This window comes from Rhizobium sp. 768_B6_N1_8 (assembly GCF_051811225.1).
Classification (GTDB): Bacteria; Pseudomonadota; Alphaproteobacteria; order Rhizobiales; family Rhizobiaceae; genus Rhizobium.
The window spans coordinates 4,787,273-4,811,170 of record NZ_JBPWPV010000001.1 but is presented as its reverse complement, the minus strand read 5'-3'; the positions used below and the strand labels follow the sequence as shown (position 1 = coordinate 4,811,170).

Here is a 23,898-nt window from a genome sequence, read left to right as displayed (position 1 = left end):
AGGCCGTCGTCAGAGATGCCGCGTTTCGGCCGGCGCGGCGTCATAGCGATCGTGCATGCCATCAAAATAGGCGACCGGAGCGGCGGCAAGCTCTTCGGCGCTGGCATCATCGAGGCAACTGACGGCGATGGCGATGAAGGGGCCGATCGTCTCGTTGTCGTTGCGGGCAAAGGAAGCCACGCCGCAATTCTCGCAGAAAAGGTGATGGATAGAGCCGGAGCCGAACAGATATTCACGCAACCCGTCCCTGCCCGACACCAGCCGGAAGTCAACGGGCTGAACGATCGCCAGCCAGCTGCGTTTCTTGCGGCAAACAGAGCAATTGCACTTGAAAGTGCCAGCCGAAAGGTCGAGCCCGGCCTCATAGGCGACGGCGCCGCAATGGCAGCTTCCATGATAGATCTTCTTCACAATGCTCCTCCGACTCTTATTTAACCTACAAGTTAAATTAATCGTCACAGGCCGGAAGTCAAGACGGGCGTCGAGCGAGCCGGCGAGCGGCGAGTGCTGACAGGAGAGCGAATGCCATCATGACCAGCGTGAAGATCACGATCGCCGCCCATCCCTCCATCGCCCAAAACCAGCCGCCGGCCGAGCCCATGACGCTGGAGCCGACGTAATAGGCAAGCATGTAAAGCGAGGAGGCGTGGCCCTTGGTGCCGGCGGCGAGTTTACCGACCAGACCACTTGCTACCGAATGGCTCATGAAGAAACCGCTGGTCAGCACGACGATGCCGAGGATGATGAGCGGCAGGGAGGCCGCCAACGTCAGAGCGCAGCCTGCGGCAGTGATGACGATACCGGCCAGGAGCACGGTAAAATGGCCGAGCCGATCGCCCAGAATGCCACCGACGGAGGAAGCGCCGATACCGAACAAGTACACGGTGAAGATCAGGCCGAGTTCGGTCTGGTTCAGCTCATAGGGCGGCGCGACGAGGCGAAAGCCGGCGTAATTGTAGATCGTCACGAAGGATCCCATCGCGAAGAAGGCAATGGCGAAGATGAAGGGTAGCGCCGGATTACTGAGATGCCTCATCCATGCCTTCAAGTGGAACTGAGGGTCGAAGCCGGCGCGGCGCACGAAATTGCGCGAGGGCGGCAGCAGCGCGATAAAGCCGATCGCGGCGGCAAGGCCGATTGCGCCGATCAGGAACAGAGCCGGCCGCCAGGAGAGATATTCGGCGAAAATGCCCGTCAGCACCCGCCCCGACATGCCGCCGAAGGCCGTGCCGCCGACATAGAGGCCCATGGTGGCGCCGAGACCGCGCGGGTCGATTTCCTCCGCGAGATAGGCCATAGCGACCGCCGGAACGCCGCCGAGCACGAAGCCCTGCAGCGCGCGAATGATCAACATCAGATGCCAGTTCGGCGCAAAGGCGGTGGCGATTGTCAGTAGGGCAGCGCCGACCAAGGAGATCGACATGAGGCCGCGCCGCCCGAGCCCTTCGGAGACGGCGGCGGCGCAGACGATGGCGATCGCCAGGAAGCCGGTGCATAGCGACAGTGCCAGAGAGCTTTCGGCAGGGCTGACGGCAAATTCCTGCGAAAAAATCGGCAATAGCGGCTGCACGCAATAGAGCAGCGAGAAGGTGGCAAAGCCCGAGAGGAAGAGCGCCAGGCTGGCGCGGCGATAGGCACCGGTGCCACGTGTCAGATATTCTTTGGGCTGTTTCTTGCCGGTCGTTTGCAGGTCGGCAACGTCTTGGATTGCAGTGTCGGACATTATTAATTCCTTCTGCCCTCCGATCTAGTCAGGACGCCTCCATTTGTCCAATATATGAAACTGGCGATCTTGATAGGTTTTGGAGATGACGATGGAGCTGCGGCATCTGAGGTATTTTCTGGCAGTGGCCGAGGAAGGTAATTTCACGCGGGCAGCCGCGCGGCTCGGCATCGGCCAGCCGCCGCTCAGCCAGCAGATCCGTGATCTCGAAACCGAAATCGGGGCGATGCTCTTCCATCGCGTGCCGCACGGGGCGGAGCTGACGGCGGCCGGCGCGGCCTTTCTGCCGGAAGCCAAGGCCGCGCTCGCAGCTGCCGAAAAAGGCACGGCTTGCGGCGCAAAGCGCCAATCGTGGCGAGACCGGCCGGCTGTCGCTTGGCTTCACCGCCTCCTCCGCCTTCAATCCCATCGTCAGCACGACGATCCGTCGCTTTCAGGCCCGATGGCCGGATGTGCAGCTGTCGCTGACGGAGATGAATACGCTCGGCCTGATGCAGAAGCTGGAACGCGGTGAACTCGATGCGACCTTCATGCGACCCGGCCTCGACGATCCCGATGGCATCAGGCTGAAGCGCCTGCCGGATGAGCCGATGGTCGTCGCCTTGCCGGCCAGCCACCCGCTGGCCAAGCAGAAGGTACTGCCGCTTGCCTTGTTGGCGAAGGAACCTTTCATCCTGTTCCCGCGCCTTGTCGGCCTCAGTCTCTATGACGACGTGGTGCGCGCCTGCCGCGAGGCGGGTTTCGACTTGAAGGTCGCTCAGGAGGCGCCGCAGATCTCTTCGGTCGTCAACCTCGTTGCCGCCGATCTCGGTGTCTCGATCGTGCCTGCATCGATTTCGCAAATCAAACTTTCCGGTGTCGCCTATCGCCCGATCGAGGGGCCGCCGGCCGTGGCGCGGCTGGCGCTTGCGGTACTGCGCAGCCAGCGCTCTCCGGTGACCGAAAACCTGATGGGCCTTCTGAGTTAGCAGTCCGGATCCCAATAGGGCGGATCACCGAAGGTCTTTTTCAGATGATCGGCGATGGCGCGCAGCTTGGCGGAGGGGTTTCGGCCTTCGGGATGGGCCATGTAGATGAATTCCGGCTCCGGCTTTGCGCCGACATCGATCTCCATCAGGCGACCTGCGCGAACGGTGGGGCCGGCAATGAAGGCCGGCAGGAGTGCGATGCCGAGGCCTTCGATCGCCGCATCATGCAGCATGTCGCCATTGTTGATGCCGAGGCCGAGCATCGCGCGGATGATGACGGTGCCCTCATCCGTCTGGAATCGCCAGTCGGCTGCGCCGCGGTTGGTATAGAAGACGCCACGATGATCGTTGAGATCGGACAATGAGGCAGGCTTGCCATGACGCTCGATATAATCGGGCGAGGCGACCAGCAGCCTGCGGCTGCGAGCGAGCTTCCAGGCGACGAGTCTTGTATCGGCGATGGCGCCGTGGCGGATGATGGCATCATAGCCGTCCGAAGCCGGATCGACACGCCTGTCATCCATGTCGAGCGTCAGCGCGATCTGCGGATGCGCCTTTAAAAACGGATAGAGGGCAGGCCCGAGATGCAGGCGACCGAAGGTGACGGGGGCTGCAATGCGCAACGGGCCTGAAAGCGTGCCGCGGCGCTCGGCCATATCGGCCACGGCGTCTTCCATCTCGCGGACGATGCGCCCAGCGCGCTCCAAAAAGGCGGCTCCATCCTCCGTCAAGGTCAGCTTGCGTGTAGTGCGATGGACGAGCATGGCGCCCAATGTCTTTTCGAGCTCCGCCAGCCTTTCGCTGACGACCGATTTCGACAGACGCAGCCGCCGCGCGGCTTCGCTCACCGAGCCCGCCTCGACTACGGCAACAAAAGCCGCGATCCCTTCGATTTTCATCATCGTTCGGCTTTTCCGAATTCGAACTCCGCGATCAGGAGACTAATCCGAACGAAAGAAGAATGCCATCTTCCAGTCATCGAAACGGGACGGCAACGCCGATCCAATCAAATTCAGGAGATGGAACAATGAATCGTCTGATCAACAAAGTCGCAATTATCACCGGCGCAAGCTCGGGCATCGGGCGTGTTACCGCCAAGCTCTTTGCCGCCGAAGGAGCCAAGGTCGTGGTCGGTGCCCGCCGCCAGGCCGAACTCGACAGCCTCGTTGCCGAAATCAAGGCTGCCGGCGGCGATGCCGTGGCCGTTGCCGGCGATGTCCGCTCGGAAGACTATCACAAGGCACTGGTCGCAGCCGCCGTTGAAAATTACGGCAAGCTCGACATCGCCTTCAACAATGCCGGCACGCTCGGCGAAGCCGGCCCAAGCACCGAAGTCTCCGAAGCAGGCTTCAGTGATGCGCTGGCGATCAACCTGACGGCTTCCTTTCTTGCCGCCAAGCACCAGATCGCCGAAATGGTCAAGCATGGCGGCGGCTCTGTTGTCTTCACCTCGACTTTCGTCGGCTACAGCTTCGCCTTCCCGGGTGTTGCCGCCTATGCCGCCAGCAAGTCCGGCCTCATCGGCCTGACGCAGGCGCTCGCCGCCGAATACGGCCCGCAGAACGTCCGCGTCAACGCGATCCTGCCGGGCGCTGTCGATACGGACATGTATCGCGAAATGAATGATACGTCAGACAAGCAGGCCTTCATCACCAACCTGCATGCGCTGAAGCGTGTCGCAGCGCCGGAAGAGCTGGCCCGCTCCGTGCTCTACCTCGCATCCGACGATGCTAGCTTCGTCACCGGCACAGCCACACTAGTGGATGGCGGAGCCTCGATCACCCGCACCTGAGGACCATGGCGCGATTATCCGCGGCAGGTTGATGATCCTTCCTGAAACGAGCAGATTATCGCGCCGGCCTTCTCCCTGCATTCTCTCAGCATCAAAAGCATCAAGCGCCACACGGACACAGAAGGAATACGACAATGACTCGCCTCGCAAACAAGACAGCCCTGATTACCGGCGGCACCAGCGGCATCGGCCTTGAAACCGCCCGCCAGTTCATCGCCGAAGGCGCACGTGTGGCTATTACCGGCAGCAGTGCAAAGAGCGTGGAAGCCGCTCGCGCCGAACTCGGCGACAAGGTTCTCGTCATCCAGGCCGATGCCGGCAATATCGCCGGTCAGGCCGCCGTCGCCGAAACGGTGAAGAACGCCTTCGGCACGCTCGACATCCTCTTCGTCAATGCCGGCATCGCCGAATTCGGCCCTGTCGAGGGCTGGAGCGAAGCTGCTTTCGACAAGTCTTTCGCAATCAATGTCAAAGGCCCCTACTTCCTGATCCAGGCCTTGCTGCCGATCTTCTCCAAGAAGGCTTCGATCGTGCTCAATACCTCGATCAATGCCCATATCGGCATGCCGAATTCGAGCGTCTATTCGCTGACGAAGGGTGCGCTGCTGACGCTTGCCAAGACGCTTTCCGGGGAGCTGATCGGTCGCGGCATCCGGGTCAACGCCGTCAGCCCCGGCCCTATCGCCACGCCGCTCTATGGCAAGCTCGGCATGTCGGAAGCCGATTCCAAGGCGATGGCTTCCCAGATCCAGTCGCAGATCCCGGTCGGCCGCTTCGGTGATGCTAGCGAAGTCGCCAAGACCATCGTCTTCTTCGCCTCGGATGAGGCTGCCTATATCGTCGGCAGCGAACTGATCATCGACGGCGGCATGAGCAACCTCTAAGCCCCCTTGATATCAGGATCTCAAGCAATGGCCGCGGTTTCTTTTGACCGCGGCCTTTTCGCTTATGCGCCAGCAACGAGGCGGCGGATCACTGTTTCGATGCTGGTCGTACCCTTCAGCGATTTCTCACGCCCGGCCTCAAAGTCGATCCAGCCTTCGTTGAAGCCGTCGAGCATGCGCATGCGAGGCTCGGGGTTCTTCATGCCCTGGGCACGGAACAGCTCTTCCCAGCTTTCCTGCGGCACGACTTCCGCCGTCACCGGCTTGCCGAGCACCTTGGCGAAGGCGGCGGCAATCACGGCCGGGCTGACACGCTCCTGCGCTTCCAGTTCTGCCACGCGCGCACCCTGCCAGTTCTCGCGGAGCATCTTCGCACCGAGCGCGCCGATATCATCCACGGCAATCATCGGCACGGCACGGTCGAGCGGCTGAAGGAAGCTCGGGATGACGCCGGTTTCGCGTGCGGGCGCTACATCCCAGGCAGCGTTTTCCATGAACCAGGCGGCGCGCAGGAAAGCGACCGGGATGGAGAGTGTCGAAAGCTCCTTCTCGACGATGCCGAGCTGGCTCAACAGGTTCGGCTGCGTGGCCTGTGCGCCGACCGTTGACAGGCAGACGAGCTTTCCGGGCCTTGCAGCCTCAAGCGCGGTCTTCAGCGTTGCCAGCATGCCTTTCACCTCCGGGAAGCCCGGCGTGGGATCGAAAAGCGGCGGAATGACGAGGAAGACACCTTCCGCGCCTCTGAACGCTGATATCAGCGATACAGCGTCGTTCATGTCGGCGACAGCGATCTCGCAGCCCCGCTCTTTCCAGCCGGCGGCCTTTTCCGGATTTCTCACGACGGCACGGACCTTGGCGCCATTCTTCAGCAGATGATCGGCAACGGCGGCGCCGACCTGGCCTGTCATTCCGGTTACAGCAAACATGGGGCAACTCCTTTATTTGGGTTGGCCCACTATGCTGCCGCACAATCTTTGACTGAAGTGCGCTTACGTCATAGGATTGATGACATCAAAGCAGTAATTTCGACTCGTTTTGCCAAGCCCGTCTCCGCTATGTCGCAGGCAGACTCTTGTTTCCGCCCGCGATAGGGCATATCGGCTAGGCGATATTTCTTCACGACCGCTCCACATCCCTTTCCTGCCGGAGCCCAGTCCCATCTCTTCGGAGTTTCACATGCTGATCGGCATCCTCTGCGGTCTGGCCACCTGTGCGCTATGGGGGCTAAGCTTTGTCGCCCCGCGCGTCGTCGCGCCCTATACGGCGATCGACCTGACCGTGGCACGCTACGGGCTTTTTGCCGTCGTCAGTCTTATCCTGATGATCAATCCGCGATTTCGTCCGGTGGGATTGCGGCGGTCGCTTGTTCTGACCGGCATTGCGCTCGGCAGCATCGGTTATGTCGGTTATTTTATGAGTATTTCCTATGCCGTGCGTTACGCAGGCACTGCCATTCCACCGCTCGTCATCGGCACGATGCCTGTACTGCTTGCCATCATCGCCAATCTCAAGGACCGATCCATCGACTGGAGAACACTGGCACTACCGCTGATCCTGATAGCTGCCGGCATCGGCTGGGTGAATGTCTCGATCTTCGCCACGACATCCGCCAGCGATCAGCCGGAGATCCTGCTCGGCATCGTCGCCGCGCTGATCGGACTGGCGCTCTGGGTCGCCTATGGGATGATGAGCGCTGCGGTCATGCAGTCGCAGGATGCGCCAAGCGCCATGCATTGGACCGCCTTGCAGGGGATCGGCGCCGGCATCGGCGCACTCGTTCTCCTGCCCTTCACCTCGCTCGGGGAGACTGTCAGCTTCACCGGCACGCAGACCTTTCACTTTGTACTCTGGGCGACAATCATGGGCATTGCCGGCTCGTGGCTTGCCACGCTGTGCTGGATGATTGCCTCGCGCCTTCTGCCGCTTGCGCTTGCCGCCCAGCTGATCGTCGCGGAAACCGTCTTCGGGCTGTTTTACGGCTTTCTGTTCGAACAGCGCATGCCGACCGTGCCCGAAGCCGGCGGTGCGGTCCTCCAGCTGATCGGCGTCGGCATGGCGATTGCGATCTTCACGCCGAAGCGGGTCAAACAAGCCTGAGTGCCGCGATTGCATGTTTTCCGCCAAAGGCTTAGGGTTTTGTCCGGTCAAAGAAGCGGCGGGAAAAACCATGGCTCTCAGCGGCAAACGCATCCTCCTCATCGTCTCGGGCGGCATCGCCGCCTACAAGAGCCTCGATCTTATCCGACGCCTGCGGGAACGCGGCGCTTCCGTGCGGCCGATCATGACGAAGGGTTCGCAGGAATTCGTGACCTCGCTTGCCGTCGGCGCGCTCGCGGCCGACCATGTCTTTACCGATCTCTTTTCGCGGCAGGACGAGCAGGATGTCGGCCATATCCGGCTGGCGCGCGACTGCGATCTGGTGCTGATCGCGCCTGCGACCGCTGATCTCATGGCGAAGATGGCGCATGGGCTTGCCGATGACCTCGCTTCCACGGTGCTGCTCGCCACCGACCGGCCGGTGCTTGCCGCCCCTGCCATGAACCCGAAAATGTGGGCGCATCCGGCGACGAAACGCAATATCGAGACATTGCGGCGCGACGGCATCCGCTTCATCGGTCCTGTCGCCGGCGAGATGGCGGAAAGCCGGGAGACCGGCACGGGCCGTATGGCCGAACCGCTGGCAATCGTCGCCGCCGCCGACGCCCTGCTCGATGATGGTCCGAAACCGCTTGCCGGCAAAAAAGCGATCGTGACGTCAGGTCCGACGCATGAGCCGATCGATCCCGTGCGCTACATCGCCAACCGCTCCTCCGGCCGGCAAGGTCATGCCATTGCCGCAGCGCTGGCGCGGCTCGGCGCGGATGTGACGCTGGTGTCCGGCCCGGTAACCATTCCTGATCCTGCCGGCGTCAGGATGGTGCATGTCGAGCGAGCCGAAGAGATGCGCGATGCCGTACTCGCTGCCCTTCCCGCCGATGTCGCCGTCATGGTGGCTGCGGTCGCCGACTGGCGGGTGGCTTCGGCCGCCGACCAGAAGCTCAAGAAGCATCCGGGCGAATCCATTCCGACGCTAGCGCTGACGGAAAACCCGGATATTCTCAAGACCGTCGGCCATCACACAACGCGGCCGAAACTGGTAATTGGCTTTGCGGCAGAGACGCAGGATGTCGAGGCCAATGCCAAGCTGAAGCTGGAGCGCAAGGGTGCTGACGTGATCGTCGCCAATGACGTATCGCCTTCAACCGGCATCATGGGGGGCACGCGCAACAGCGTAAAACTCATCCGCCGCGACGGCATCGAGCAATGGCCCGATCTTTCCAAGGACGAGGTGGCGGAACGGCTGACGGCGATGATCGCCGAACGACTTAAGCAGGAATAGAGACAGGCTCTGGCCTTGCGGACGCGCGCTTTTCAGGCTGGAAGGACGTGATCTCAAGACCATCGGCGCTGACAATCACAGCACTGCCATCGGGTATTTCCTGCCAGGCATCACCATCGTCATTCAGCGGCTCGGACACGAGGCAGTAGCCCTCGGCACGCGGCGAGGCATAGAGTGTCGGCGCCTTGCGGTCGGTGGCATAGCGGACCGCGTAAAGAGACTTGCCGTCCGAGAAGGCCGCGGTGAAGCGCAGCAGCACGGAGCCGAGAATATTTTCCGCCAGGCCTTCGACGAAGGCGATGGTCTGGGCCACAGCGGCGATCGGCGCATCCCGCAGGCCGAACTGCAGAGCGAGCAGGAACAGAAGCTCGGAATCCGTCGTGCCACTGCGGGCATTGAAGAGCTCGTCATCCAGCATGGTCTCCATCGGCCGACGCAGCCGCTCGAAGCCGGAGATCTGGCCGTTATGCATAAAAGACCAGGTTTCATGCGTGAAAGGATGGCAGTTGTCGCGCCGTGTGCCGCCGCCGGTCGCTGCCCTAACATGGGCGAGGAAGAGCGGTGAACGTATCTGCCGCGCCAGGCTCTTCAGATTGCAGTCGGACCATGCCGGCAGGATATCGCGGTAGCGGCCCGGCTCAGGCCGGTCACCATACCAGGCGATGCCGAAACCATCGCCATTCGTCGCCGTCTTGGCGCGGGTGGCGCAATGGGATTGCTCGATCAGGGAATGGGCGGGCGAAGACACCAGCTCCTCCAGATAGAGGGGGTCTCCGCGATAGGCTGCCCAGCGACACATGCTCTTGCTCCGGCCCACCGCCTGCTGCGGCAGGAATGCTGAAAACATCTTGGATAGTCTGATGCTACGGCTAACAACGACTTAACGACCACCCGATTTGCAAGGCGAAGATGACAAATTCTTGACGCCGGCCGAGATCACTTTCCGCAAAAACGATATGGATTTGCGTGATCGCAGCAGCAGAAAATCAGGCAATTGAACGAGATAGCCAGACGCCGGCTAAAAAACAGCCCTGCGTTTTCCTCTTGCATCTCGGAGGAATCGGGCTACTTTTGACCTATCGTCAACGTAACGAAAGGAAGGTGATCCAATGTCTAATGAGTTTTCGGACCTCGTAATGGGCATGGAAGTGGTGATGAAAGCGAGGCAGCCCTCGCTCTAAAACCCCACCTTCCTAGGATCGCACAAGACGGTCCGGGCCAGTTACAGGCCAAACCTCATGGAAAGGGTCGCCAAAGCGGCCCTTTTTTATTGCTTTCTTTGCCCCGTTGACGCTCGAGCGGAATAGCATTATTCATAAAGTCATCTGATGACTTTATGAATAATGCTCATGCACCCTCTCAACAAGACCAATCTTGCCGATACGGCCACTGAAGCGATCCGCAGCGAGATACTCGCCAAGCGCTGGGCTGTCGGCGAGAAACTGCCGAATGAGGCCTCGCTTTCGGCTATGCTGTCGGTCAGTCGAGGCACTGTGCGTGAGGCCGTGCGCGTTCTCGTCTCGCAAGGCTTTTTGGAAACGCGGCAGGGCTCCGGCACCTATGTGCTTTCGACCACCGATAGCAGCCGACCGCTCACCATGGCGCGGCGCGCCAGCCTGCGCGACCAGTTCGAGGCGCGCTGCGCGCTCGATGTGGAGGGCGCGCGGCTCGTCGCCCTCCGCAAGACACCCGGCATCATCGCCGGGCTTCGTGCATTGCTTGACGAACGTGGCAATTATGAAGGCGGCGATCCGGCAGGCTTCATCGAACGCGACCTTGCCTTCCACAAGGCCGTCATCGCCGCCTCCAACAACCGGGCGATGATCGAGATCTATGATTTCTTCTCCACCTCGATCGCGGAGACGATTGCCGCCACACTCGACAAGGCGATTCCCGAGCCTGACATGCAGGCGCACCAGTCGATCGTCGACGCCATCGAAACCGGCAGCCCTGACAAGGCCGATGCAGCCGTGCGCGACTTCATGGCACCCATCCTTTCCGCGCTCGACCGGATGCTTCTTTCATGAGGATGCCCATACAGAATGTCACATCCTCGTTCGACGCCGTCGACGAGACGATGATTGATGCCGAAATCGACAGCCTGCCTGTACCATTGCCGCCGCAGAAGCAGAGCCCGACGGCTCGCTTCCTGCTCGGTGCCAGCCTCGTACTGATCGCCTTCAATCTGCGACCCGTGTTTTCCAGCGCTTCCGCCCTGCTGCCGGAAATTCGTACCGAACTCGGCCTGTCGCCGCTCGGCGCCAGTCTGCTGACGACCTTGCCCGTCGTCTGCCTTGGCGCCTTCTCGCCGCTGGCGCCGCGACTTGCCCAGCGCATCGGCTCGGAGCGGACACTGCTCGGCGTGCTCCTGCTGCTGACGCTCGGTACGGCGCTACGCGGTCTTTCCTCCGTTCCTTTGCTCTTTTTCGGCACCGCGCTTGCCGGTGCTGCGATCGCCGTCGGCAACGTGTTGCTGCCCGGACTGGTGAAACGCGACTTCGCCACGAATACGGCTCTGATGACCGGCTTCTATACGATGGCACTCTGCGCGGGCGCTGCCAGTGCCGCCGGCCTGACACTCCCGATCGAACATGAGCTCGGCGGCTCGCTGGAAGGCGCGCTCGCCATCTGGGCACTGCCTGCCCTCGTCGTCGGGCTGATCTGGCTGCCGCAGGTCTTTGCGAGCAGTCGACAGGCGCGGCGCAGCGGTTTCCGTGTCGAAGGTCTGTGGCGGGACAAGCTCGCCTGGCAGGTCACGCTTTTCATGGGCCTGCAATCGGCGCTTGCCTATTGCGTCTTCGGCTGGCTGGTGCCGATCCTGCGTGAACGCGGTCTTGACGGTGTTGTGGCCGGCGGCATCGTCTCGGTCTCCGTCATGGTACAGGCCGCCGCCTGTCTCGTCGTGCCGCATATAGCGGTACGCGGTAGGGATCAGCGCCTCATCAACGTGACGCTCTGCACCTTCGCCGTCGTCGCACTTCTCGGCCTGCTCTTTGCGCCGCTTTCCACCGTCTGGGTCTGGGCCGTGCTACAGGGTATCGGTCAGGGCGGGCTGATCGCCGCGGCGATGACAGCCATCGTGCTGCGTTCGCGCGATCCGCATGTCGCCGCTCACCTTTCCGGCATGGCGCAATGCGTGGGCTATCTGCTTGCCGCCATCGGCCCGTTCATCGTCGGTCTGATCCGCGGCTGGACGGGAAGCTTCGCCTGGTGCGCAGTGCTTTTCGTCGCGCTTGGCCTTGGTGCCGCCTTCAATGGGTGGCGGGCCGGTCGGGCGCTGCATGTGAATGCACGCACGATCGAGAAGGGCGAATGAGCCAGGCTCACTTGCGTATCACCATCTCTTGATCTCCATCGAAGGAATGCGGCTGCTACCCTATCTCAGCCGCATTCTGGCCCACCGGAGGAAAATCCTTGCGTTTCCGATCCCTGTTTCTGTTCGCCGCGCTGACCGCTGCGCTCGCACCCGCTTTCTCCTTTGCGCAGGAGGCTGGCGAACGCCGTGCCCCTGCAGCACAGGGTTCGTCCCGCGAGGGCGTCCTCAAGCTGCTGCCAGGCGATTCCGTTACAGAGCACGAGTTGACGACGGCCGATGGACGCAAGATCGCCTATACGGCTACGGCAGGCACACTTGATCTCTTCGGTCAGGATGGCGGGCAGAACGCTGCGATCTTCTACACCGCCTATGTCGCCAAGGATACCGGGCCGAACCGGCCGATCACCTTCGCCTTCAACGGCGGGCCGGGGGCGGCTTCCGCCTTCCTGCATCTCGGCCTGGTGGGGCCGAAGATACTCGACTTCGGACCCGATGGCCGCGACGGCGCCAATGCGAAGCTCGTCGATAACACACATAGCTGGCTCGATTTTACCGATCTCGTGCTGATCGATCCAATCGGCACCGGCTGGAGCCGCACGGTGAAGGCCGACGACGCCTCGAACTACTATAATGTCGGCGCCGACGCGCAGTCGATGGCGAAGACGATCGCCCTCTACGTCGCGCATAACAACCGCGGCAATTCACCGAAATATCTGCTCGGCGAAAGCTATGGCGGCTTCCGCGCCGCCAAGGTCGCTTCGGCCCTGCAGCAGAGCCAGGGCATCATCATCGCCGGCACCGTCATGCTCTCACCGCTGCTCGAAGGTCAACTGATGTTCAATGCCGACCAGTTCGCGCTGGGTGCTGCGCTGGAATTTCCCTCATTGGCAGCCGCCGAAGCCGACCGGCGCAAAAGCTTCAGCGAATCCGGCCAGCGCGATGCCGAGAGTTTCGCGCTTGGCGAATATCTCACGACGCTTGCCGGCCCGACGCCGACGGGCGATGCGGCAACAGCCTTCTACAACAAGATCTCCGGTCTTACGGGCATTCCGCAGGATGTCGTTACCCGCAATCGCGGCTTCCTCGGCAATGCTTACGCCAAGCATTCCGGCAAGCAGGCGGGAGAGGTGATGAGCCCATACGACGCTGCCTTCGCCACGCCGGACCCTTATCCGGAATCCGATTACGACCGAGGCGACGATGCGATCCTTGACGGCTTTACCCGCGCCTATGGCGGCGCCTTCGCCGACTACGCCCGCAACGAGCTCGGCTTCAAGACCGAGATGACCTATACGCTGCTCGAAAATGATGTCAGCCAGCGCTGGGAGTGGGGCAGCGGCCGTGGCGGCGGTTCACGTTTCCAGGCGAGCGCCACTGATGATATCAGGCAGATGCTCGCCTCCAACCCATCTTTCCATCTGCTGATCGCTCATGGCTACAGCGATCTCGTGACGCCCTACGGCGTCAGCCGTTATGTGGTGGATCACTTGCCGCCGTCCCTAGCGGGAAATCGTGTATCGCTGAAGCTCTATCGCGGCGGGCATATGTTCTACACGACCGCCGGCCAGCGCGCCGCATTCACGGCGGATGCAAAAGCCTTTTATGCCGAGCATCCCGCCAACCCGCCGGCGGATTGAAGACGATCAAGGGTTGCCGGAGGGGCGTGCTGACCTATTTCTCCGGCATGGCAAACAGCAATCAGCTACCAGAAGCTCGGCCATCCGGCAGCGCTTCCCGGCAGGACGAAACCCTCTCCACACTCTCTTCCTATCTTCAAAACAGCGCACTCTTCCTCGATATCGACGGCACGCTCCTCGATCTTGCGCCGACGCCGGATGAGATATTCGTGCCTCCGTCGCTTCCTGCGCAGCTCGACACGCTGTCGCAGAGGCTCGGCGGGGCACTGGCTCTGGTGACCGGGCGAGGTCTTACCTATGCCGACCGTCTCTTCACCCCCTACCAGTTTCCCATCGCCGGACTACACGGAGCCGAACGCCGCAACCCCGACGGCAGCATCTTCAAGGTGGAGCCAACGGCCGAGTTCGAGAGGCTGAAGATTGAACTTCGGGCAGAAACGGCGGGCTGGACCGGCATCCTCATCGAGGATAAGGGCGCGGCCGTCGCCGCCCATTTCCGTCTTGCGCCGGCGCGGCAGGCGGAACTGACGGAACTGATGCAGCGTTTCCTGAACCGTGCAGGACCGGATTGGGCCTTGCAGCACGGCAAGATGGTTCTCGAAATCCGGCCCGCCAGAGCCAACAAGGGCGATGCATTGGAAAGCTTTCTCGCAACTCCAGCCTTCCGCGGTCGTCATCCGATCGCCATCGGTGACGATGTCACAGATGAGGCGATGTTCGACATGGCGAACCGGCTTGGCGGTTACTCCATCCGCGTCGGCCCGCCGTCTGCAGACACTGCCGCCCGCGGCACTCTGCCCTCCGCGGAAGCGGTCCGCGAGATCGTCGCGCGTTTTGCCGGCTGATTGTATTTTTGCAGTTATTTCTAATGAAAGGAATTTGCCATGAGCCGCCTTGTCGTCGTTTCAAACCGCGTGCCCGTTCCGGAGAAGAAAGGGGCGGCGTCTGCCGGCGGGCTCGCTGTGGCACTGGAGGCCGCCCTCGGGAAACGGGGGGGCGTCTGGATGGGCTGGTCAGGCAACGTCAACGACGAAGGCGAACCAGGCCCACTTGCGATCGAGCAGCGCGGCAACATCACCTATGCGCTGACCGACCTGACATCCAAGGATGTCGACGAATATTACTTCGGCTTCGCCAACCGCATGCTCTGGCCGATCTGTCATTACCGGCTGGATCTCGCAGAATACGGGCGCACCGAGATGGCCGGCTATTTCCGGGTCAATCGCTTCTTTGCCCATCGGCTGGCGCCACTGATCAAGCCTGATGACATCATCTGGGTCCACGATTATCACCTGATTCCGCTTGCTGCGGAACTGCGGCAGATGGGCATCAAGAACAAGATCGGCTTCTTCCTGCATATTCCCTGGCCGCCCGCCGACGTACTCTTCGCCATGCCCGTCCATGAGGAAATCATGCGCGGGCTCGCCGCCTATGATCTCGTCGGCTTTCAGACCGATCACGACCTTGAAAATTTTGCGGGCTGCCTGCGCCGCGAGGAGATGGGCGACATGATCAGCGAAGGGCGTTTTGTCGCCGGCGAGCGCACGTTCCGCGGTGGCGCCTATCCGATCGCCATCGAGACGGCCGCCTTCGCCGAATTCGCCAGGAAGGCCGGCACGCACAGCATGGTGTTGAAGGCACGCCATAGTATCGAAGACCGCAGCCTTATTATCGGCGTGGACAGACTGGATTATTCCAAGGGCATTACCCAGCGTATCGATGCCTTCGAGCATTTCGTCACCAACAATCCGGCACATCAGCGCCAGGTCACCTATCTGCAAATCACACCAAAATCGCGCTCTGAAGTGCCTGAATACGAGGCAATGCAGCGCACGGTCGCAGAACAGGCCGGCCGCGTGAACGGTGCACTCGGCACGGTCGACTGGGTGCCGATCCGCTATATCAACCGCTCCGTCAGCCGGCCCGTGCTTGCCGGCCTCTATCGGCTCGCCAAAGTCGGCCTCGTGACGCCCTTGCGCGACGGCATGAACCTCGTCGCCAAGGAATATGTTGCCGCACAGAACCCTGATGATCCGGGCGTGCTGGTCCTCTCCCGTTTTGCCGGCGCGGCGCGCGAGCTGAACGGCGCGCTGCTTGTCAACCCCTACGACATCGTCGGTACGTCCAATGCGCTGGCGCGCGGCCTCAACATGCCCCTTGAGGAGCGCCGCGACCGCTGGCAGCGGATGATGGACCATCTGCTGGAGCACGACGTCTCGCGCTGGTGCGATGACTTCCTCGGCGATCTCGCCGCCTGAGCAATTTGACGGGCGCGGCACCATGGGTCGCTCCCTCTGGAAGAACAGCACTATAGCAGTTGGGATGCAGCGTTTCGGCACTTCAGGCCGGCAACGGGTTCTCCGGCCAGTCCGCCGTCATGTTCGCCTGGACAGGCCGCTCCAGATAGGTGGAAAGCGCAACATAGCTTTTGGTAGCCGTCACGCCGGGAACGGCATGAACTTGCGAGAGAAAGGCTTCCAGTGCGCGCGGGCTTTCGGTCCGCACCTTGAAGATGACACTGGCGTCGCCAGCAACCGAGTGCATCTCCTCTACCTCGGGAAAGCGGCAAAGCTGCGTCAGCCTTTCGCTTTTGCCCCAGCCCGCAGCCTCGACATGCACGAAGGCCAGCAGCGGCTTGCCGAGCGCCGTGCCATCGAGCGCAGCGTGCGCGCCTTTCATGACGCCGGATCGGCGCAGCCGCTTGACGCGCTCATGCACGGCGGGCGGCGACAGATTGACAGCTTTGCCAAGCGCCGCATAGCTCTGCAGGGCATCCTCTGCCAGCGCGCCTAATATTTTTCGGTCGAAAAGGTCCAGTTGCTCGGCCTCTCGCCTGCGGCGTCGAATGCCATTCATTTCTTTTATCATTCGGAAAACTCGCCTTATCGCCGAAGAATATTCGGTGATAATAACGCCAAGCTTTCAGATATTCGAGGCAGGGACTTTCAAATGGAACTGGTGAAGCACAGTCCAAGCGGCGGCATCTACGCGGCAACGTCAGATTATGTCCATGCGATGGAGGTCAGGAATCCCGCCCGCTTTCTGTTCGTGAGCGGCACAATGGGCCTCGACGCGGAGGGTGCTCCGGGCAGAGATCTGTCGGTCCAGCTCGACCTCATCTGGTCGAACCTGCGGGCGATCCTTGCGGATGCCGATATGGACGTCAGCAATATCGTGCGGCTGACCAGCTATTTACGGGATGCTGACTATGCCGAAGCAAACCAGAATGCGCGGCTGGCCGCGCTCGGCGATCATATCGTACCGACCACCGCCATCGTCGTTCAAACGCTTCAGAAAGACTGGCTGGTGGAAATCGAAATCATCGCTGCCGCGTGAAAGGCCGCCCTGTCTGGACAAGGCGGCACCATGGGATGTTCAGGCAGCCCGGCGCAGCAGGCCGAGCGCTTCTTCCAGATCGATTTCTCCCAGAAAGCGACCGGTGCTTTCCGCCTTTTCCTGGTGCTCGATCGCATGCGCGAAGCGAACGGCCGGCTCCTGCAGCATGCGCTGATAGAGATCACTCAGCGCAGGAAACTGGCTGATATCGACGACCTTGTGGAAGTCGTTCCAGCGGGCGATGCCGGTGAAATAGGCATCCGCAATGCCGGGCCTGTTGCCGAGCAGCCATTTCCGGCCGGCAAGCAGACCCTCCAGCATACGGTGCGCCTTTTCCACCTTGGCCGTGCCGTAGGCGACGAGAACGTCTTTCTCGGCCGGTTTCAGTTCATGCTCGACAGCGTGCCAAAGCGGGCTGAAGGCATTGAAGAAGCTGGTGTTCAAATAGGCGAGCATCTGGTTCAGGCGGTCGAAATCCGCAGTACCCTGCGCAAAGCCCAATCCTTTGTCGATCGACTGCGCGCCCATGTAATTCAGGATCGCCATGCTTTCGCTGATCAGCCGGCCATCGGGCAGCAGCAATGACGGGGTTTCGCCGACGGTGTTGATGCGCCTGTATTCGTCACCGGAGACGACCTCCGGCATCTGAACGCGGCACAGACGGTACGGCAGGCCGGACCATTCCAGTGCGACGATCGAACCGAAGGAACAACCTTCCGGCACGCCGTAGAAGAGTGTGAGTGACATTGTCGGGTCCTTTCCATAGGAATTGTTGAACCCGGCCAATATGATTTCGTGGACGATGAGGCAGTAGATGGCGATAATGCATCTTAAAGTCCACAAGCATGGAAGATGAATGTGACCGCCTTCAACCTCAACGACCTCCATCTCTTCGTGCAAGCGGTGGAAAGCGGCAGCTTCACGGCGGCAGGACATCATCTCGGCATTCCGAAATCGACCATCAGCAAGCGCGTGGCGGAACTGGAGGAGAGGCTCGGCGTGCGGCTGATCCAGCGCACGTCGCGCAGCTTTGCGCTGACGGATATCGGCAGGGATTTCTTCGACCATGCGCAGGCCTCGATCATCGAAGCGGAAATGGCCGAGAGTATCGTGCGCAACCGCCTGGGAGAGCCGAGCGGTATCGTCAGGCTGACCGCAGCGGTGCCGACGGCACAATTCACGCTTGCCGACCATCTGGCCGAACTGACAGCACGCTATCCAAAGCTGAAGGTATCACTGCATGTGACGGATCGCTTCGTCGATATCGTCCAGGAAGGCTTCGACATTGCGCTGCGCAGCCATCGCTTTCCACTCGGGGATTCGACGCTCGTGCAGCGCCGGATCGCGGTTCATCCGTTCCTGCTCGTCGCTTCGCCCAATTACATAGCGCAATATGGGAGGCCCGAGCGGGCCGAGGACATCGCCGGCCACAGGGCAATCATGCCCAGTCTCTCCGAGGAGCAGTGGCGTCTCACCTCGGATAACGGCGCTGAGACTGTGGTAACGCCTCAGCCCATCATGGCGGCAGACGAGCCGATGGTGCTGCTGAAAGCGGCTGCGGCAGGCATGGGCATTACCATTCTGCCGACCTCGGTCTGCAACGACGCTTTGAAGAACGGCCAACTCGTGCGCCTGCTTCCCGATTGGACGGCGGGCAGTATCACCACGACGATCCTGATGCCGCACCGACGAGGGCAATTGCCCTCCGTGCGCGCGGTCGTCGAGTTCCTTGCCGAACGGCTGGCGGGGTGATCAGGCGGCCTTGGCCGCGTGATATTCCTTGATTGCCACCATCTTGATCGCCGGATAGCGCTCCGCCTCGTAGCGCAGCGAGAAACCATCCTGCGCCAGGAAGACCGGGTCGCCATCGAGATCGCGGGCGATATCGCCGCGCTTGACGGTGAGGAACTTGTCGAGTTCAGCAGCTTGGTCGGACGAAATCCAGCGGCAGACGGAGAAGCGCGACATTTCGAAGGAGACCGGCAGGCCATATTCGGCCATCAGGCGCTCCTTCAGGACATCGAGCTGCAGCGCGCCGACGACACCGACGATGGCAGGCGAACCATCCTCCGGCTGGAAGAGCTGGACGACACCTTCTTCAGCCATCTGCTGCAGGGCTTCCTTCAGCTTCTTGGCCTTCATGGCGTCTTCCAGGCGCACGCGGCGCAGGATTTCCGGCGAGAAATTCGGCACGCCCTGGAAAACCAGGCTTTCGCCTTCCGTCAGCGTATCGCCGATGCGCAGCGTGCCATGGTTCGGAATGCCGACCACATCACCGGCGAAAGCCGTATCGGCGAGCTGGCGCTGTGAGGCAAAGAAGAACTGCGGCGCGGTGAGACCGAGCTGCTTGCCGGTACGTGCCAGCCGCGCCTTCATGCCGCGCTCCAGTTTGCCGGAGCAGATGCGGGCGAAGGCGATACGGTCGCGATGGTTCGGGTCCATGTTCGCCTGAATCTTGAAGACGAAGGCCGTCATCCTGTCTTCGGCGGCATGTACGGTGCGGATATCGGCCACCTGGTCACGCGGCGGCGGAGCAAAATCACCGAGCGCGTTGATGAGGTCGCGCACACCGAAGTTGCGGAGCGCCGAGCCGAAGAAAACCGGCGTCATATGGCCTTCGAGGAAGGATTCCCGATCGAAGGGACGGCAGGCCTCAATCGCCAATTCCACCTCTTCGATGAAGGCGTCGCGCTCATTTTCCGGCAGGCGGTCGGCGACGCTCCGCGGCCCGTTGACGGCGGTGACGACGACTTCCGTATCGGAGCCGCGAACGGTGTTTTCCTTCAGGTGATAGGAGCCGCAGAAGGTCTTGGCGCGACCGATCGGCCAGGTGACCGGGGCCGTGTCAAGCGCCAGCTTCTCTTCAACCTCATCCAGGATCTCGAAGGGATCGCGGCTTTCGCGGTCCATCTTGTTGATGAAGGTGATGATCGGAATGTCGCGCATGCGGCAGACTTCGAAAAGCTTCAGCGTGCGCGGCTCGATACCCTTGGCGGCGTCGATGACCATGACGGCCGCATCGACCGCCGTCAGCGTGCGGTAGGTGTCGTCGGCGAAGTCTTCGTGACCGGGCGTGTCGAGAATGTTGAAGACATTGCCTTCATATTCGAAGGTCATAACCGAAGTTACGACCGAGATGCCGCGCTCGCGCTCGATCTTCATCCAGTCCGAGCGGGTCTGAATGCGGTCCTTCTTCGCCTTCACTTCACCGGCGAGCTGGATAGCACCGCCGAAAAGCAGCAGCTTTTCCGTGAGCGTCGTCTTACCCGCGTCCGGGTGCGCGATAATAGCGAATGTGCGGCGGCGGGAGACCGCCTCGGCGAGACTTTCGGCCATGATGTGAATCCTGTGGAATTGCGGCGTATCTAGCGATTAAAGCGCGTCATTGCAATTGACCTTGCGGTGTGGGGCGCGAAGTAATGCCGCATGACCATTCACACAGATAGCCGCCCGACCCTCAATTTGATCCGCCTGCCGAACGGCCAGGGCCTGGATCTGCCCGCCTATGAAACGCGTGGTGCAGCCGGCATGGACCTGCGCGCGGCCATCGACGAGGACAAGCCGCTGGTGCTGGCGCCTGGCAAACGCGCGCTCGTTTCAACGGGCTTCGTCTTTGAAATCCCTGAGGGTTTCGAGGGCCAGGTGCGCCCGCGCTCCGGCCTTGCAGCCAAGAACGGCGTCACCTGCCTCAATGCGCCCGGCACCGTCGACTGCGACTATCGCGGCGAAGTGAAGGTCATTCTCATCAATCATGGCGAGGAGGATTTCACCATCACGCGCGGCATGCGCATCGCGCAGATGGTGATTGCACCATTCATTCAGACCCGCATCGCCGAAGTCTCGGAGACGACCGAAACCGCGCGCGGCGCCGGTGGCTTCGGCTCGACCGGGGTATGAGCGTCGCCGATTCGGACGGGCTTACCTTCCGACAGGATTATTTCAGCGATCCGGCGGCCTGGAGCGCTCTCGTCTCCCTTCTCGATGATACGTTCGGCATCGATATCGATCCGCTGCGCGAACTTGGCGGCCCAGACCCGACCAGTATGCCGTTCGGCTGGTTTACGGATGAAGGCCAGCTCGCCGCCAATCTCTCCGCCTTCGCCATGCCTTTTGTCCTCAACGGCAGGCTCGTCAATGCCGCCGCCTTTCAGTCCGGCGCTGTCCGCCCGCCATGGCGCGGCCGCGGCCTTTACCGAGATGTGACGGGCAAGGCGCTCGCCTGGTGTGAGGCGCGGGATTTCGAGGCCATCATCCTCTACACGGACAAGCCGGCGCTTTATGAGCCCTACGGTTTCCGCTCGCTTCCGCTTCACAAGTATGTCGGCGCTGCACCAATGTCTGAAGGTGCAACCACCTCGCGGCCTCTTCAGCCGCGCGATGCGGAAGATCTCGCCCTGCTTCAGGGTCTGCTGAGGAACCGCGAGCCAGTTTCGGAGACGCTCGCTGTCGCCAGCAGTTCCGCGATGTTCCTCATCAACACGCAGCTCGATCCCGACGTGCGCTTGAGCTATCTGGAAGGGAGCAAGGCCGTCATCGCATGGAAGATGCCCGCACCCGGTCACGTCGTTCTTCTCGATGTGGTCACGCGTGAGATCCCGTCGCTCGCCGCCGTCCTTGCTGGTCTCGGCATCCAGGCAACGTCAGTCGAAACGCTGTTCCGGCCGGACAGGCTCGCATGGTCCGGCGAAGCAACGCCTTACGGAAGCGGAACGCTGCTGATGCTGCGTGGACTGGAGGAGATGAGCCTCGATCATCCCGCCATGCTGTCGCCAATGGCGGATTTCTGAGGCTATTTTTTCCGTATCAGGGGCGGCAGGCGCCGCTTAACCGGCGAGGATTTGATCATCGACGTATTGGTCTCCGCGCGCTCGGCGACCTTGTCGAGAATGCTGTCGAGCTCTCCCATGGAGCGGACGACGAGACGGGCGATGAAACAATCGTCTCCAGTCACTTTGTCGCATTCGATGAATTCCGGCGTGTCCTGGATGATACGCTCGACGATGTGGAGCTGGCCGGGCAGCGGGCGCACCCGCACGATCGCCTGAAGCGGGTAACCGATCGCCGCCGGATCGAGATCGATGGTGAAGAGCGTCACGACGCCGCGATCCTCAAGCCGACGCAGACGCTCTGCCGCGCTCGGCGAAGAAAGTCCTACAGCCTGGGCGAGCTCTTTTAGGGAAATACGCGAATTTCCTGCCAGCGCCTCTATCATTGCGCGGTCAATATCGTCGACTGCCTGCATCTCGTTAGCCAACATGGCAAAAACTCCTAACAAGATTAGGTTTATCCAGCCTTTCCCTTTTTCAGCTTATAGAAAATGCTGCGATGCCGCAATACAATTTCCCGCTAACGAATGGAGATGGCGATGCAGGGTGACATCAGAAGAGGCACAGCAGAGATGACGGCAGCGATGCTGATCTCGGGAACGATCGGCTGGTTCGTCGTCATGTCGGGTCAGCCGGTCAGTGGCGTGGTCTTCTGGCGCTGCTTCTTCGGCGCACTGACCCTGCTTGTGGTTTGCACTGCGCTCGGCCTGCTGAGGCCCGGCATCATCAGCCTGCGGTCGCTCGCTATCGCTGTCTTCGGCGGCATAGCGATCGTCTCCAACTGGCTGCTGCTGTTCGCCTCCTATTCGCACGCCTCGATCTCGATCGCCACGACGGTTTACAACACCCAGCCCTTCATGCTGCTTGCGCTCGGCGCACTCTTTCTGGGGGAGAAGATCACAGGCACCAAGCTCTTCTGGCTCGGGCTTTCCTTTGCCGGCATGGCTGTTATCGTCGAGGCGAAACCAAATACCGACGCCGTCTCCGGCAGCTACGGTCTCGGCATCCTGATGGCGTTGGGTGCCGCCTTCTTCTATGCACTTGCCGCGCTTGCCGCCAAATGGCTGAAAGGCACGCCGCCGCATCTGATCGCGCTGATCCAGGTCTCTACCGGCATCGTCATGCTGGCACCGATGACCGATTTTTCGAACCTTCCCGCCAATACCAGTTCCTGGATGATCCTGATCGCTGTCGGCGTCGTCCACACCGGTCTCATGTATGTGCTGCTTTATGGCGCGATCCAGAAGCTGCCGACGCATCTGACAGGCGCTTTGTCTTTCATCTATCCGGTCGCCGCGATCCTGGTCGACCGCTTCGCTTTCGGCCACACATTGCAGCCGATGCAGATTGCCGGGGCGGCAGTTATTCTGCTCGCCGCCGCCGGCATGAATCTGGGCTGGTCGCCGGCGAGACTTATTCGCCTGCCGGCGGCCGGACGCTGAGCCATTACTTCGGCTTACCTGTTACTTCGCTTGGCGCGTCGTTTCGAACAGGAACCAGGTACGGCGCTCGCTCTGGTCGATCCAGTTTTCGATCAGGCTTGCGGTCGCGACATCGTTATGCTCGTCGCAGACTTCGTGCACTTGGCGCAGGATTGAAACGAGGTGAAGGTTGTCTTCGCGCAGCTCGGAGAGCATATCCTCGGGGGTGACGTAGTCAGCATCATTGTCCGGAATGCGCTGCTGGCGGGCGATCTGGCCGATCGAGCGCAGCGTCGTGCCGCCGATCTTGCGGGCGCGCTCGGCAACCTCGTCCGTCATATCGAAGATCTGTTCCGCCTGCTCATCGAGCAACAGGTGGTAATCGCGGAAGTGCGGGCCAGACATGTGCCAATGGAAGTTCTTGGTCTTCACATAAAGCGCAAACACATCGGCGAGCAGCGCGGTCAACGCGGCCGAAATATCGGTGATCGCGTTGGTCGGCAGGTCGGAAGGGGTCTTGAGCGGTGAACGTCTGCGGGCTTCGGCTGAGGTAGTCGACATGCATTCTCTCCTTGGTGATGAAAACCTTCTGCGCCGACAGCCTCGGGAAGCCGCG

24 protein-coding genes and 1 pseudogene are annotated in these 23,898 nt (G+C 61.4%); 15 read left to right on the top strand and 10 right to left on the bottom strand.

Annotated elements, in window-relative coordinates; all coding sequences use genetic code 11:
* Window positions 1–9: 9 nt before the first annotated feature.
* Both AB8B33_RS24280 and AB8B33_RS24275 read right to left on the bottom strand, forming a co-directional pair.
* Complete coding sequence (locus AB8B33_RS24280) at window positions 10–411, bottom strand: GFA family protein (protein ID WP_439017160.1); 402 nt, start codon at window positions 409–411, stop codon at window positions 10–12.
* A gap of 58 nt (window positions 412–469) precedes the next feature.
* Window positions 470–1,723: an MFS transporter gene (locus tag AB8B33_RS24275; protein ID WP_439017159.1), complete on the bottom strand. Its 1,254-nt coding sequence runs from the start codon at window positions 1,721–1,723 to the stop codon at window positions 470–472.
* Window positions 1,724–1,814: 91 nt separating this feature from the next.
* Here AB8B33_RS24275 and AB8B33_RS24270 point away from each other — a divergent pair.
* Window positions 1,815–2,691: pseudogene (locus tag AB8B33_RS24270) on the top strand (LysR family transcriptional regulator).
* Here the strand turns inward: AB8B33_RS24270 and AB8B33_RS24265 are convergent.
* Window positions 2,688–3,593 carry a LysR family transcriptional regulator gene (locus AB8B33_RS24265; protein ID WP_439017158.1) on the bottom strand — a complete coding sequence of 302 codons (906 nt, stop codon included), beginning with the start codon at window positions 3,591–3,593 and terminating at the stop codon, window positions 2,688–2,690. The pseudogene AB8B33_RS24270 and the gene AB8B33_RS24265 sit on opposite strands and share 4 nt — an antisense overlap.
* A 125-nt stretch (window positions 3,594–3,718) precedes the next feature.
* On the opposite strand from AB8B33_RS24265, the gene AB8B33_RS24260 reads away from it, so the two are divergent.
* Entirely contained in the window at window positions 3,719–4,483 is a 765-nt protein-coding gene (locus AB8B33_RS24260; protein ID WP_439017157.1) for an SDR family oxidoreductase, read from the top strand.
* A gap of 134 nt (window positions 4,484–4,617) precedes the next feature.
* Complete coding sequence (locus tag AB8B33_RS24255) at window positions 4,618–5,367, top strand: SDR family oxidoreductase (RefSeq protein WP_439017156.1); 750 nt, start codon at window positions 4,618–4,620, stop codon at window positions 5,365–5,367.
* A 62-nt stretch (window positions 5,368–5,429) separates the two neighbouring features.
* On the opposite strand, the gene AB8B33_RS24250 is transcribed toward AB8B33_RS24255, so the two are convergent.
* Complete coding sequence (locus AB8B33_RS24250; RefSeq protein ID WP_439017155.1) at window positions 5,430–6,293, bottom strand: NmrA family NAD(P)-binding protein; 864 nt, start codon at window positions 6,291–6,293, stop codon at window positions 5,430–5,432.
* Window positions 6,294–6,543: 250 nt separating this feature from the next.
* On the opposite strand from AB8B33_RS24250, the gene AB8B33_RS24245 reads away from it, so the two are divergent.
* Window positions 6,544–7,464 carry a DMT family transporter gene (locus tag AB8B33_RS24245; protein ID WP_439017154.1) on the top strand — a complete coding sequence of 307 codons (921 nt, stop codon included), beginning with the start codon at window positions 6,544–6,546 and terminating at the stop codon, window positions 7,462–7,464.
* A 70-nt stretch (window positions 7,465–7,534) separates the two neighbouring features.
* The gene (coaBC, locus tag AB8B33_RS24240; protein WP_439017152.1) at window positions 7,535–8,746 is read left to right on the top strand and encodes a bifunctional phosphopantothenoylcysteine decarboxylase/phosphopantothenate--cysteine ligase CoaBC; all 1,212 of its coding nucleotides are present in this window, start codon (window positions 7,535–7,537) and stop codon (window positions 8,744–8,746) included.
* On the opposite strand, the gene AB8B33_RS24235 is transcribed toward coaBC, so the two are convergent.
* On the bottom strand, window positions 8,733–9,545 hold the full coding sequence (locus tag AB8B33_RS24235) for a class II glutamine amidotransferase (RefSeq protein WP_439017151.1): 813 nt from the start codon (window positions 9,543–9,545) through the stop codon (window positions 8,733–8,735). The genes coaBC and AB8B33_RS24235 overlap by 14 nt on opposite strands.
* A gap of 550 nt (window positions 9,546–10,095) precedes the next feature.
* Here AB8B33_RS24235 and AB8B33_RS24230 point away from each other — a divergent pair.
* The 5 genes from AB8B33_RS24230 to otsA all read left to right on the top strand — a co-directional run bounded on the left by AB8B33_RS24230 (window position 10,096) and on the right by otsA (window position 15,957).
* A complete protein-coding gene (locus tag AB8B33_RS24230) occupies window positions 10,096–10,773 on the top strand; it encodes a FadR/GntR family transcriptional regulator (RefSeq protein ID WP_113324415.1) in 678 nt (225 codons plus the stop codon).
* A complete protein-coding gene (locus AB8B33_RS24225) occupies window positions 10,770–12,062 on the top strand; it encodes a CynX/NimT family MFS transporter (protein WP_439017150.1) in 1,293 nt (430 codons plus the stop codon). Before AB8B33_RS24230 ends, AB8B33_RS24225 begins: the two co-directional genes overlap by 4 nt.
* Window positions 12,063–12,160: 98 nt before the next feature.
* On the top strand, window positions 12,161–13,699 hold the full coding sequence (locus AB8B33_RS24220) for a S10 family peptidase (protein ID WP_439017149.1): 1,539 nt from the start codon (window positions 12,161–12,163) through the stop codon (window positions 13,697–13,699).
* 47 nt (window positions 13,700–13,746) lie between these two features.
* Window positions 13,747–14,544, top strand: coding sequence for a trehalose-phosphatase (gene otsB, locus AB8B33_RS24215; RefSeq protein WP_439017302.1), 798 nt, complete (start codon window positions 13,747–13,749; stop codon window positions 14,542–14,544).
* 39 nt (window positions 14,545–14,583) lie between these two features.
* Window positions 14,584–15,957, top strand: a complete 1,374-nt coding sequence (gene otsA / locus AB8B33_RS24210) for an alpha,alpha-trehalose-phosphate synthase (UDP-forming) (RefSeq protein WP_439017148.1) — start codon at window positions 14,584–14,586, stop codon at window positions 15,955–15,957.
* An 82-nt stretch (window positions 15,958–16,039) separates the two neighbouring features.
* Here the strand turns inward: otsA and AB8B33_RS24205 are convergent, their stop codons facing one another.
* The gene (locus AB8B33_RS24205) at window positions 16,040–16,555 is read right to left on the bottom strand and encodes an Lrp/AsnC family transcriptional regulator (RefSeq protein WP_439017147.1); all 516 of its coding nucleotides are present in this window, start codon (window positions 16,553–16,555) and stop codon (window positions 16,040–16,042) included.
* Between the two features lie 93 nt (window positions 16,556–16,648).
* Here AB8B33_RS24205 and AB8B33_RS24200 point away from each other — a divergent pair, with 93 nt between their 5' ends.
* On the top strand, window positions 16,649–17,035 hold the full coding sequence (locus AB8B33_RS24200) for a RidA family protein (RefSeq protein WP_439017146.1): 387 nt from the start codon (window positions 16,649–16,651) through the stop codon (window positions 17,033–17,035).
* Window positions 17,036–17,074: 39 nt separating this feature from the next.
* On the opposite strand, the gene AB8B33_RS24195 is transcribed toward AB8B33_RS24200, so the two are convergent.
* The gene (locus AB8B33_RS24195) at window positions 17,075–17,782 is read right to left on the bottom strand and encodes a glutathione S-transferase family protein (protein WP_439017145.1); all 708 of its coding nucleotides are present in this window, start codon (window positions 17,780–17,782) and stop codon (window positions 17,075–17,077) included.
* A 111-nt stretch (window positions 17,783–17,893) separates the two neighbouring features.
* Here AB8B33_RS24195 and AB8B33_RS24190 point away from each other — a divergent pair, with 111 nt between their 5' ends.
* Window positions 17,894–18,787 carry a LysR substrate-binding domain-containing protein gene (locus AB8B33_RS24190; RefSeq protein ID WP_439017144.1) on the top strand — a complete coding sequence of 298 codons (894 nt, stop codon included), beginning with the start codon at window positions 17,894–17,896 and terminating at the stop codon, window positions 18,785–18,787.
* On the opposite strand, the gene AB8B33_RS24185 is transcribed toward AB8B33_RS24190, so the two are convergent.
* Complete coding sequence (locus tag AB8B33_RS24185; RefSeq protein WP_439017143.1) at window positions 18,788–20,371, bottom strand: peptide chain release factor 3; 1,584 nt, start codon at window positions 20,369–20,371, stop codon at window positions 18,788–18,790.
* Between the two features lie 90 nt (window positions 20,372–20,461).
* Between AB8B33_RS24185 and dut the strand changes: the two genes are divergently transcribed.
* Together dut and AB8B33_RS24175 are read left to right on the top strand one after the other, a co-directional pair.
* Complete coding sequence (gene dut / locus AB8B33_RS24180; protein ID WP_439017142.1) at window positions 20,462–20,932, top strand: dUTP diphosphatase; 471 nt, start codon at window positions 20,462–20,464, stop codon at window positions 20,930–20,932.
* Window positions 20,929–21,822 (top strand): GNAT family N-acetyltransferase, encoded by an 894-nt coding sequence (locus AB8B33_RS24175; protein WP_439017141.1) that lies wholly within the window; start codon window positions 20,929–20,931, stop codon window positions 21,820–21,822. The genes dut and AB8B33_RS24175 overlap by 4 nt, the downstream gene beginning before the upstream one ends.
* A 2-nt stretch (window positions 21,823–21,824) precedes the next feature.
* Here AB8B33_RS24175 and AB8B33_RS24170 read toward each other — a convergent pair whose 3' ends face one another.
* A complete protein-coding gene (locus AB8B33_RS24170; RefSeq protein ID WP_376776545.1) occupies window positions 21,825–22,292 on the bottom strand; it encodes an Lrp/AsnC family transcriptional regulator in 468 nt (155 codons plus the stop codon).
* 96 nt (window positions 22,293–22,388) lie between these two features.
* Between AB8B33_RS24170 and AB8B33_RS24165 the strand changes: the two genes are divergently transcribed.
* On the top strand, window positions 22,389–23,303 hold the full coding sequence (locus tag AB8B33_RS24165) for a DMT family transporter (protein WP_439017140.1): 915 nt from the start codon (window positions 22,389–22,391) through the stop codon (window positions 23,301–23,303).
* A 21-nt stretch (window positions 23,304–23,324) separates the two neighbouring features.
* Here AB8B33_RS24165 and AB8B33_RS24160 read toward each other — a convergent pair whose 3' ends face one another.
* Window positions 23,325–23,843, bottom strand: coding sequence for a Dps family protein (locus AB8B33_RS24160; protein ID WP_113182192.1), 519 nt, complete (start codon window positions 23,841–23,843; stop codon window positions 23,325–23,327).
* Between the last annotated feature and the right edge of the window lie 55 nt (window positions 23,844–23,898).

Coding starts and splice junctions, on each gene's coding strand:
- AB8B33_RS24275 (WP_439017159.1), bottom strand. CDS start 1,723: ATGTCCGACACTGCAATCCAAGACGTTGCCGACCTGCAAACGACCGGC.
- AB8B33_RS24265 (WP_439017158.1), bottom strand. CDS start 3,593: ATGATGAAAATCGAAGGGATCGCGGCTTTTGTTGCCGTAGTCGAGGCG.
- AB8B33_RS24260 (WP_439017157.1), top strand. CDS start 3,719: ATGAATCGTCTGATCAACAAAGTCGCAATTATCACCGGCGCAAGCTCG.
- AB8B33_RS24255 (WP_439017156.1), top strand. CDS start 4,618: ATGACTCGCCTCGCAAACAAGACAGCCCTGATTACCGGCGGCACCAGC.
- AB8B33_RS24250 (WP_439017155.1), bottom strand. CDS start 6,293: ATGTTTGCTGTAACCGGAATGACAGGCCAGGTCGGCGCCGCCGTTGCC.
- AB8B33_RS24245 (WP_439017154.1), top strand. CDS start 6,544: ATGCTGATCGGCATCCTCTGCGGTCTGGCCACCTGTGCGCTATGGGGG.
- coaBC (WP_439017152.1), top strand. CDS start 7,535: ATGGCTCTCAGCGGCAAACGCATCCTCCTCATCGTCTCGGGCGGCATC.
- AB8B33_RS24235 (WP_439017151.1), bottom strand. CDS start 9,545: ATGTGTCGCTGGGCAGCCTATCGCGGAGACCCCCTCTATCTGGAGGAG.
- AB8B33_RS24230 (WP_113324415.1), top strand. CDS start 10,096: ATGCACCCTCTCAACAAGACCAATCTTGCCGATACGGCCACTGAAGCG.
- AB8B33_RS24225 (WP_439017150.1), top strand. CDS start 10,770: ATGAGGATGCCCATACAGAATGTCACATCCTCGTTCGACGCCGTCGAC.
- otsB (WP_439017302.1), top strand. CDS start 13,747: ATGGCAAACAGCAATCAGCTACCAGAAGCTCGGCCATCCGGCAGCGCT.
- otsA (WP_439017148.1), top strand. CDS start 14,584: ATGAGCCGCCTTGTCGTCGTTTCAAACCGCGTGCCCGTTCCGGAGAAG.
- AB8B33_RS24205 (WP_439017147.1), bottom strand. CDS start 16,555: ATGAATGGCATTCGACGCCGCAGGCGAGAGGCCGAGCAACTGGACCTT.
- AB8B33_RS24200 (WP_439017146.1), top strand. CDS start 16,649: ATGGAACTGGTGAAGCACAGTCCAAGCGGCGGCATCTACGCGGCAACG.
- AB8B33_RS24195 (WP_439017145.1), bottom strand. CDS start 17,782: ATGTCACTCACACTCTTCTACGGCGTGCCGGAAGGTTGTTCCTTCGGT.
- AB8B33_RS24185 (WP_439017143.1), bottom strand. CDS start 20,371: ATGGCCGAAAGTCTCGCCGAGGCGGTCTCCCGCCGCCGCACATTCGCT.
- dut (WP_439017142.1), top strand. CDS start 20,462: ATGACCATTCACACAGATAGCCGCCCGACCCTCAATTTGATCCGCCTG.
- AB8B33_RS24175 (WP_439017141.1), top strand. CDS start 20,929: ATGAGCGTCGCCGATTCGGACGGGCTTACCTTCCGACAGGATTATTTC.
- AB8B33_RS24170 (WP_376776545.1), bottom strand. CDS start 22,292: ATGTTGGCTAACGAGATGCAGGCAGTCGACGATATTGACCGCGCAATG.
- AB8B33_RS24165 (WP_439017140.1), top strand. CDS start 22,389: ATGGAGATGGCGATGCAGGGTGACATCAGAAGAGGCACAGCAGAGATG.
- AB8B33_RS24160 (WP_113182192.1), bottom strand. CDS start 23,843: ATGTCGACTACCTCAGCCGAAGCCCGCAGACGTTCACCGCTCAAGACC.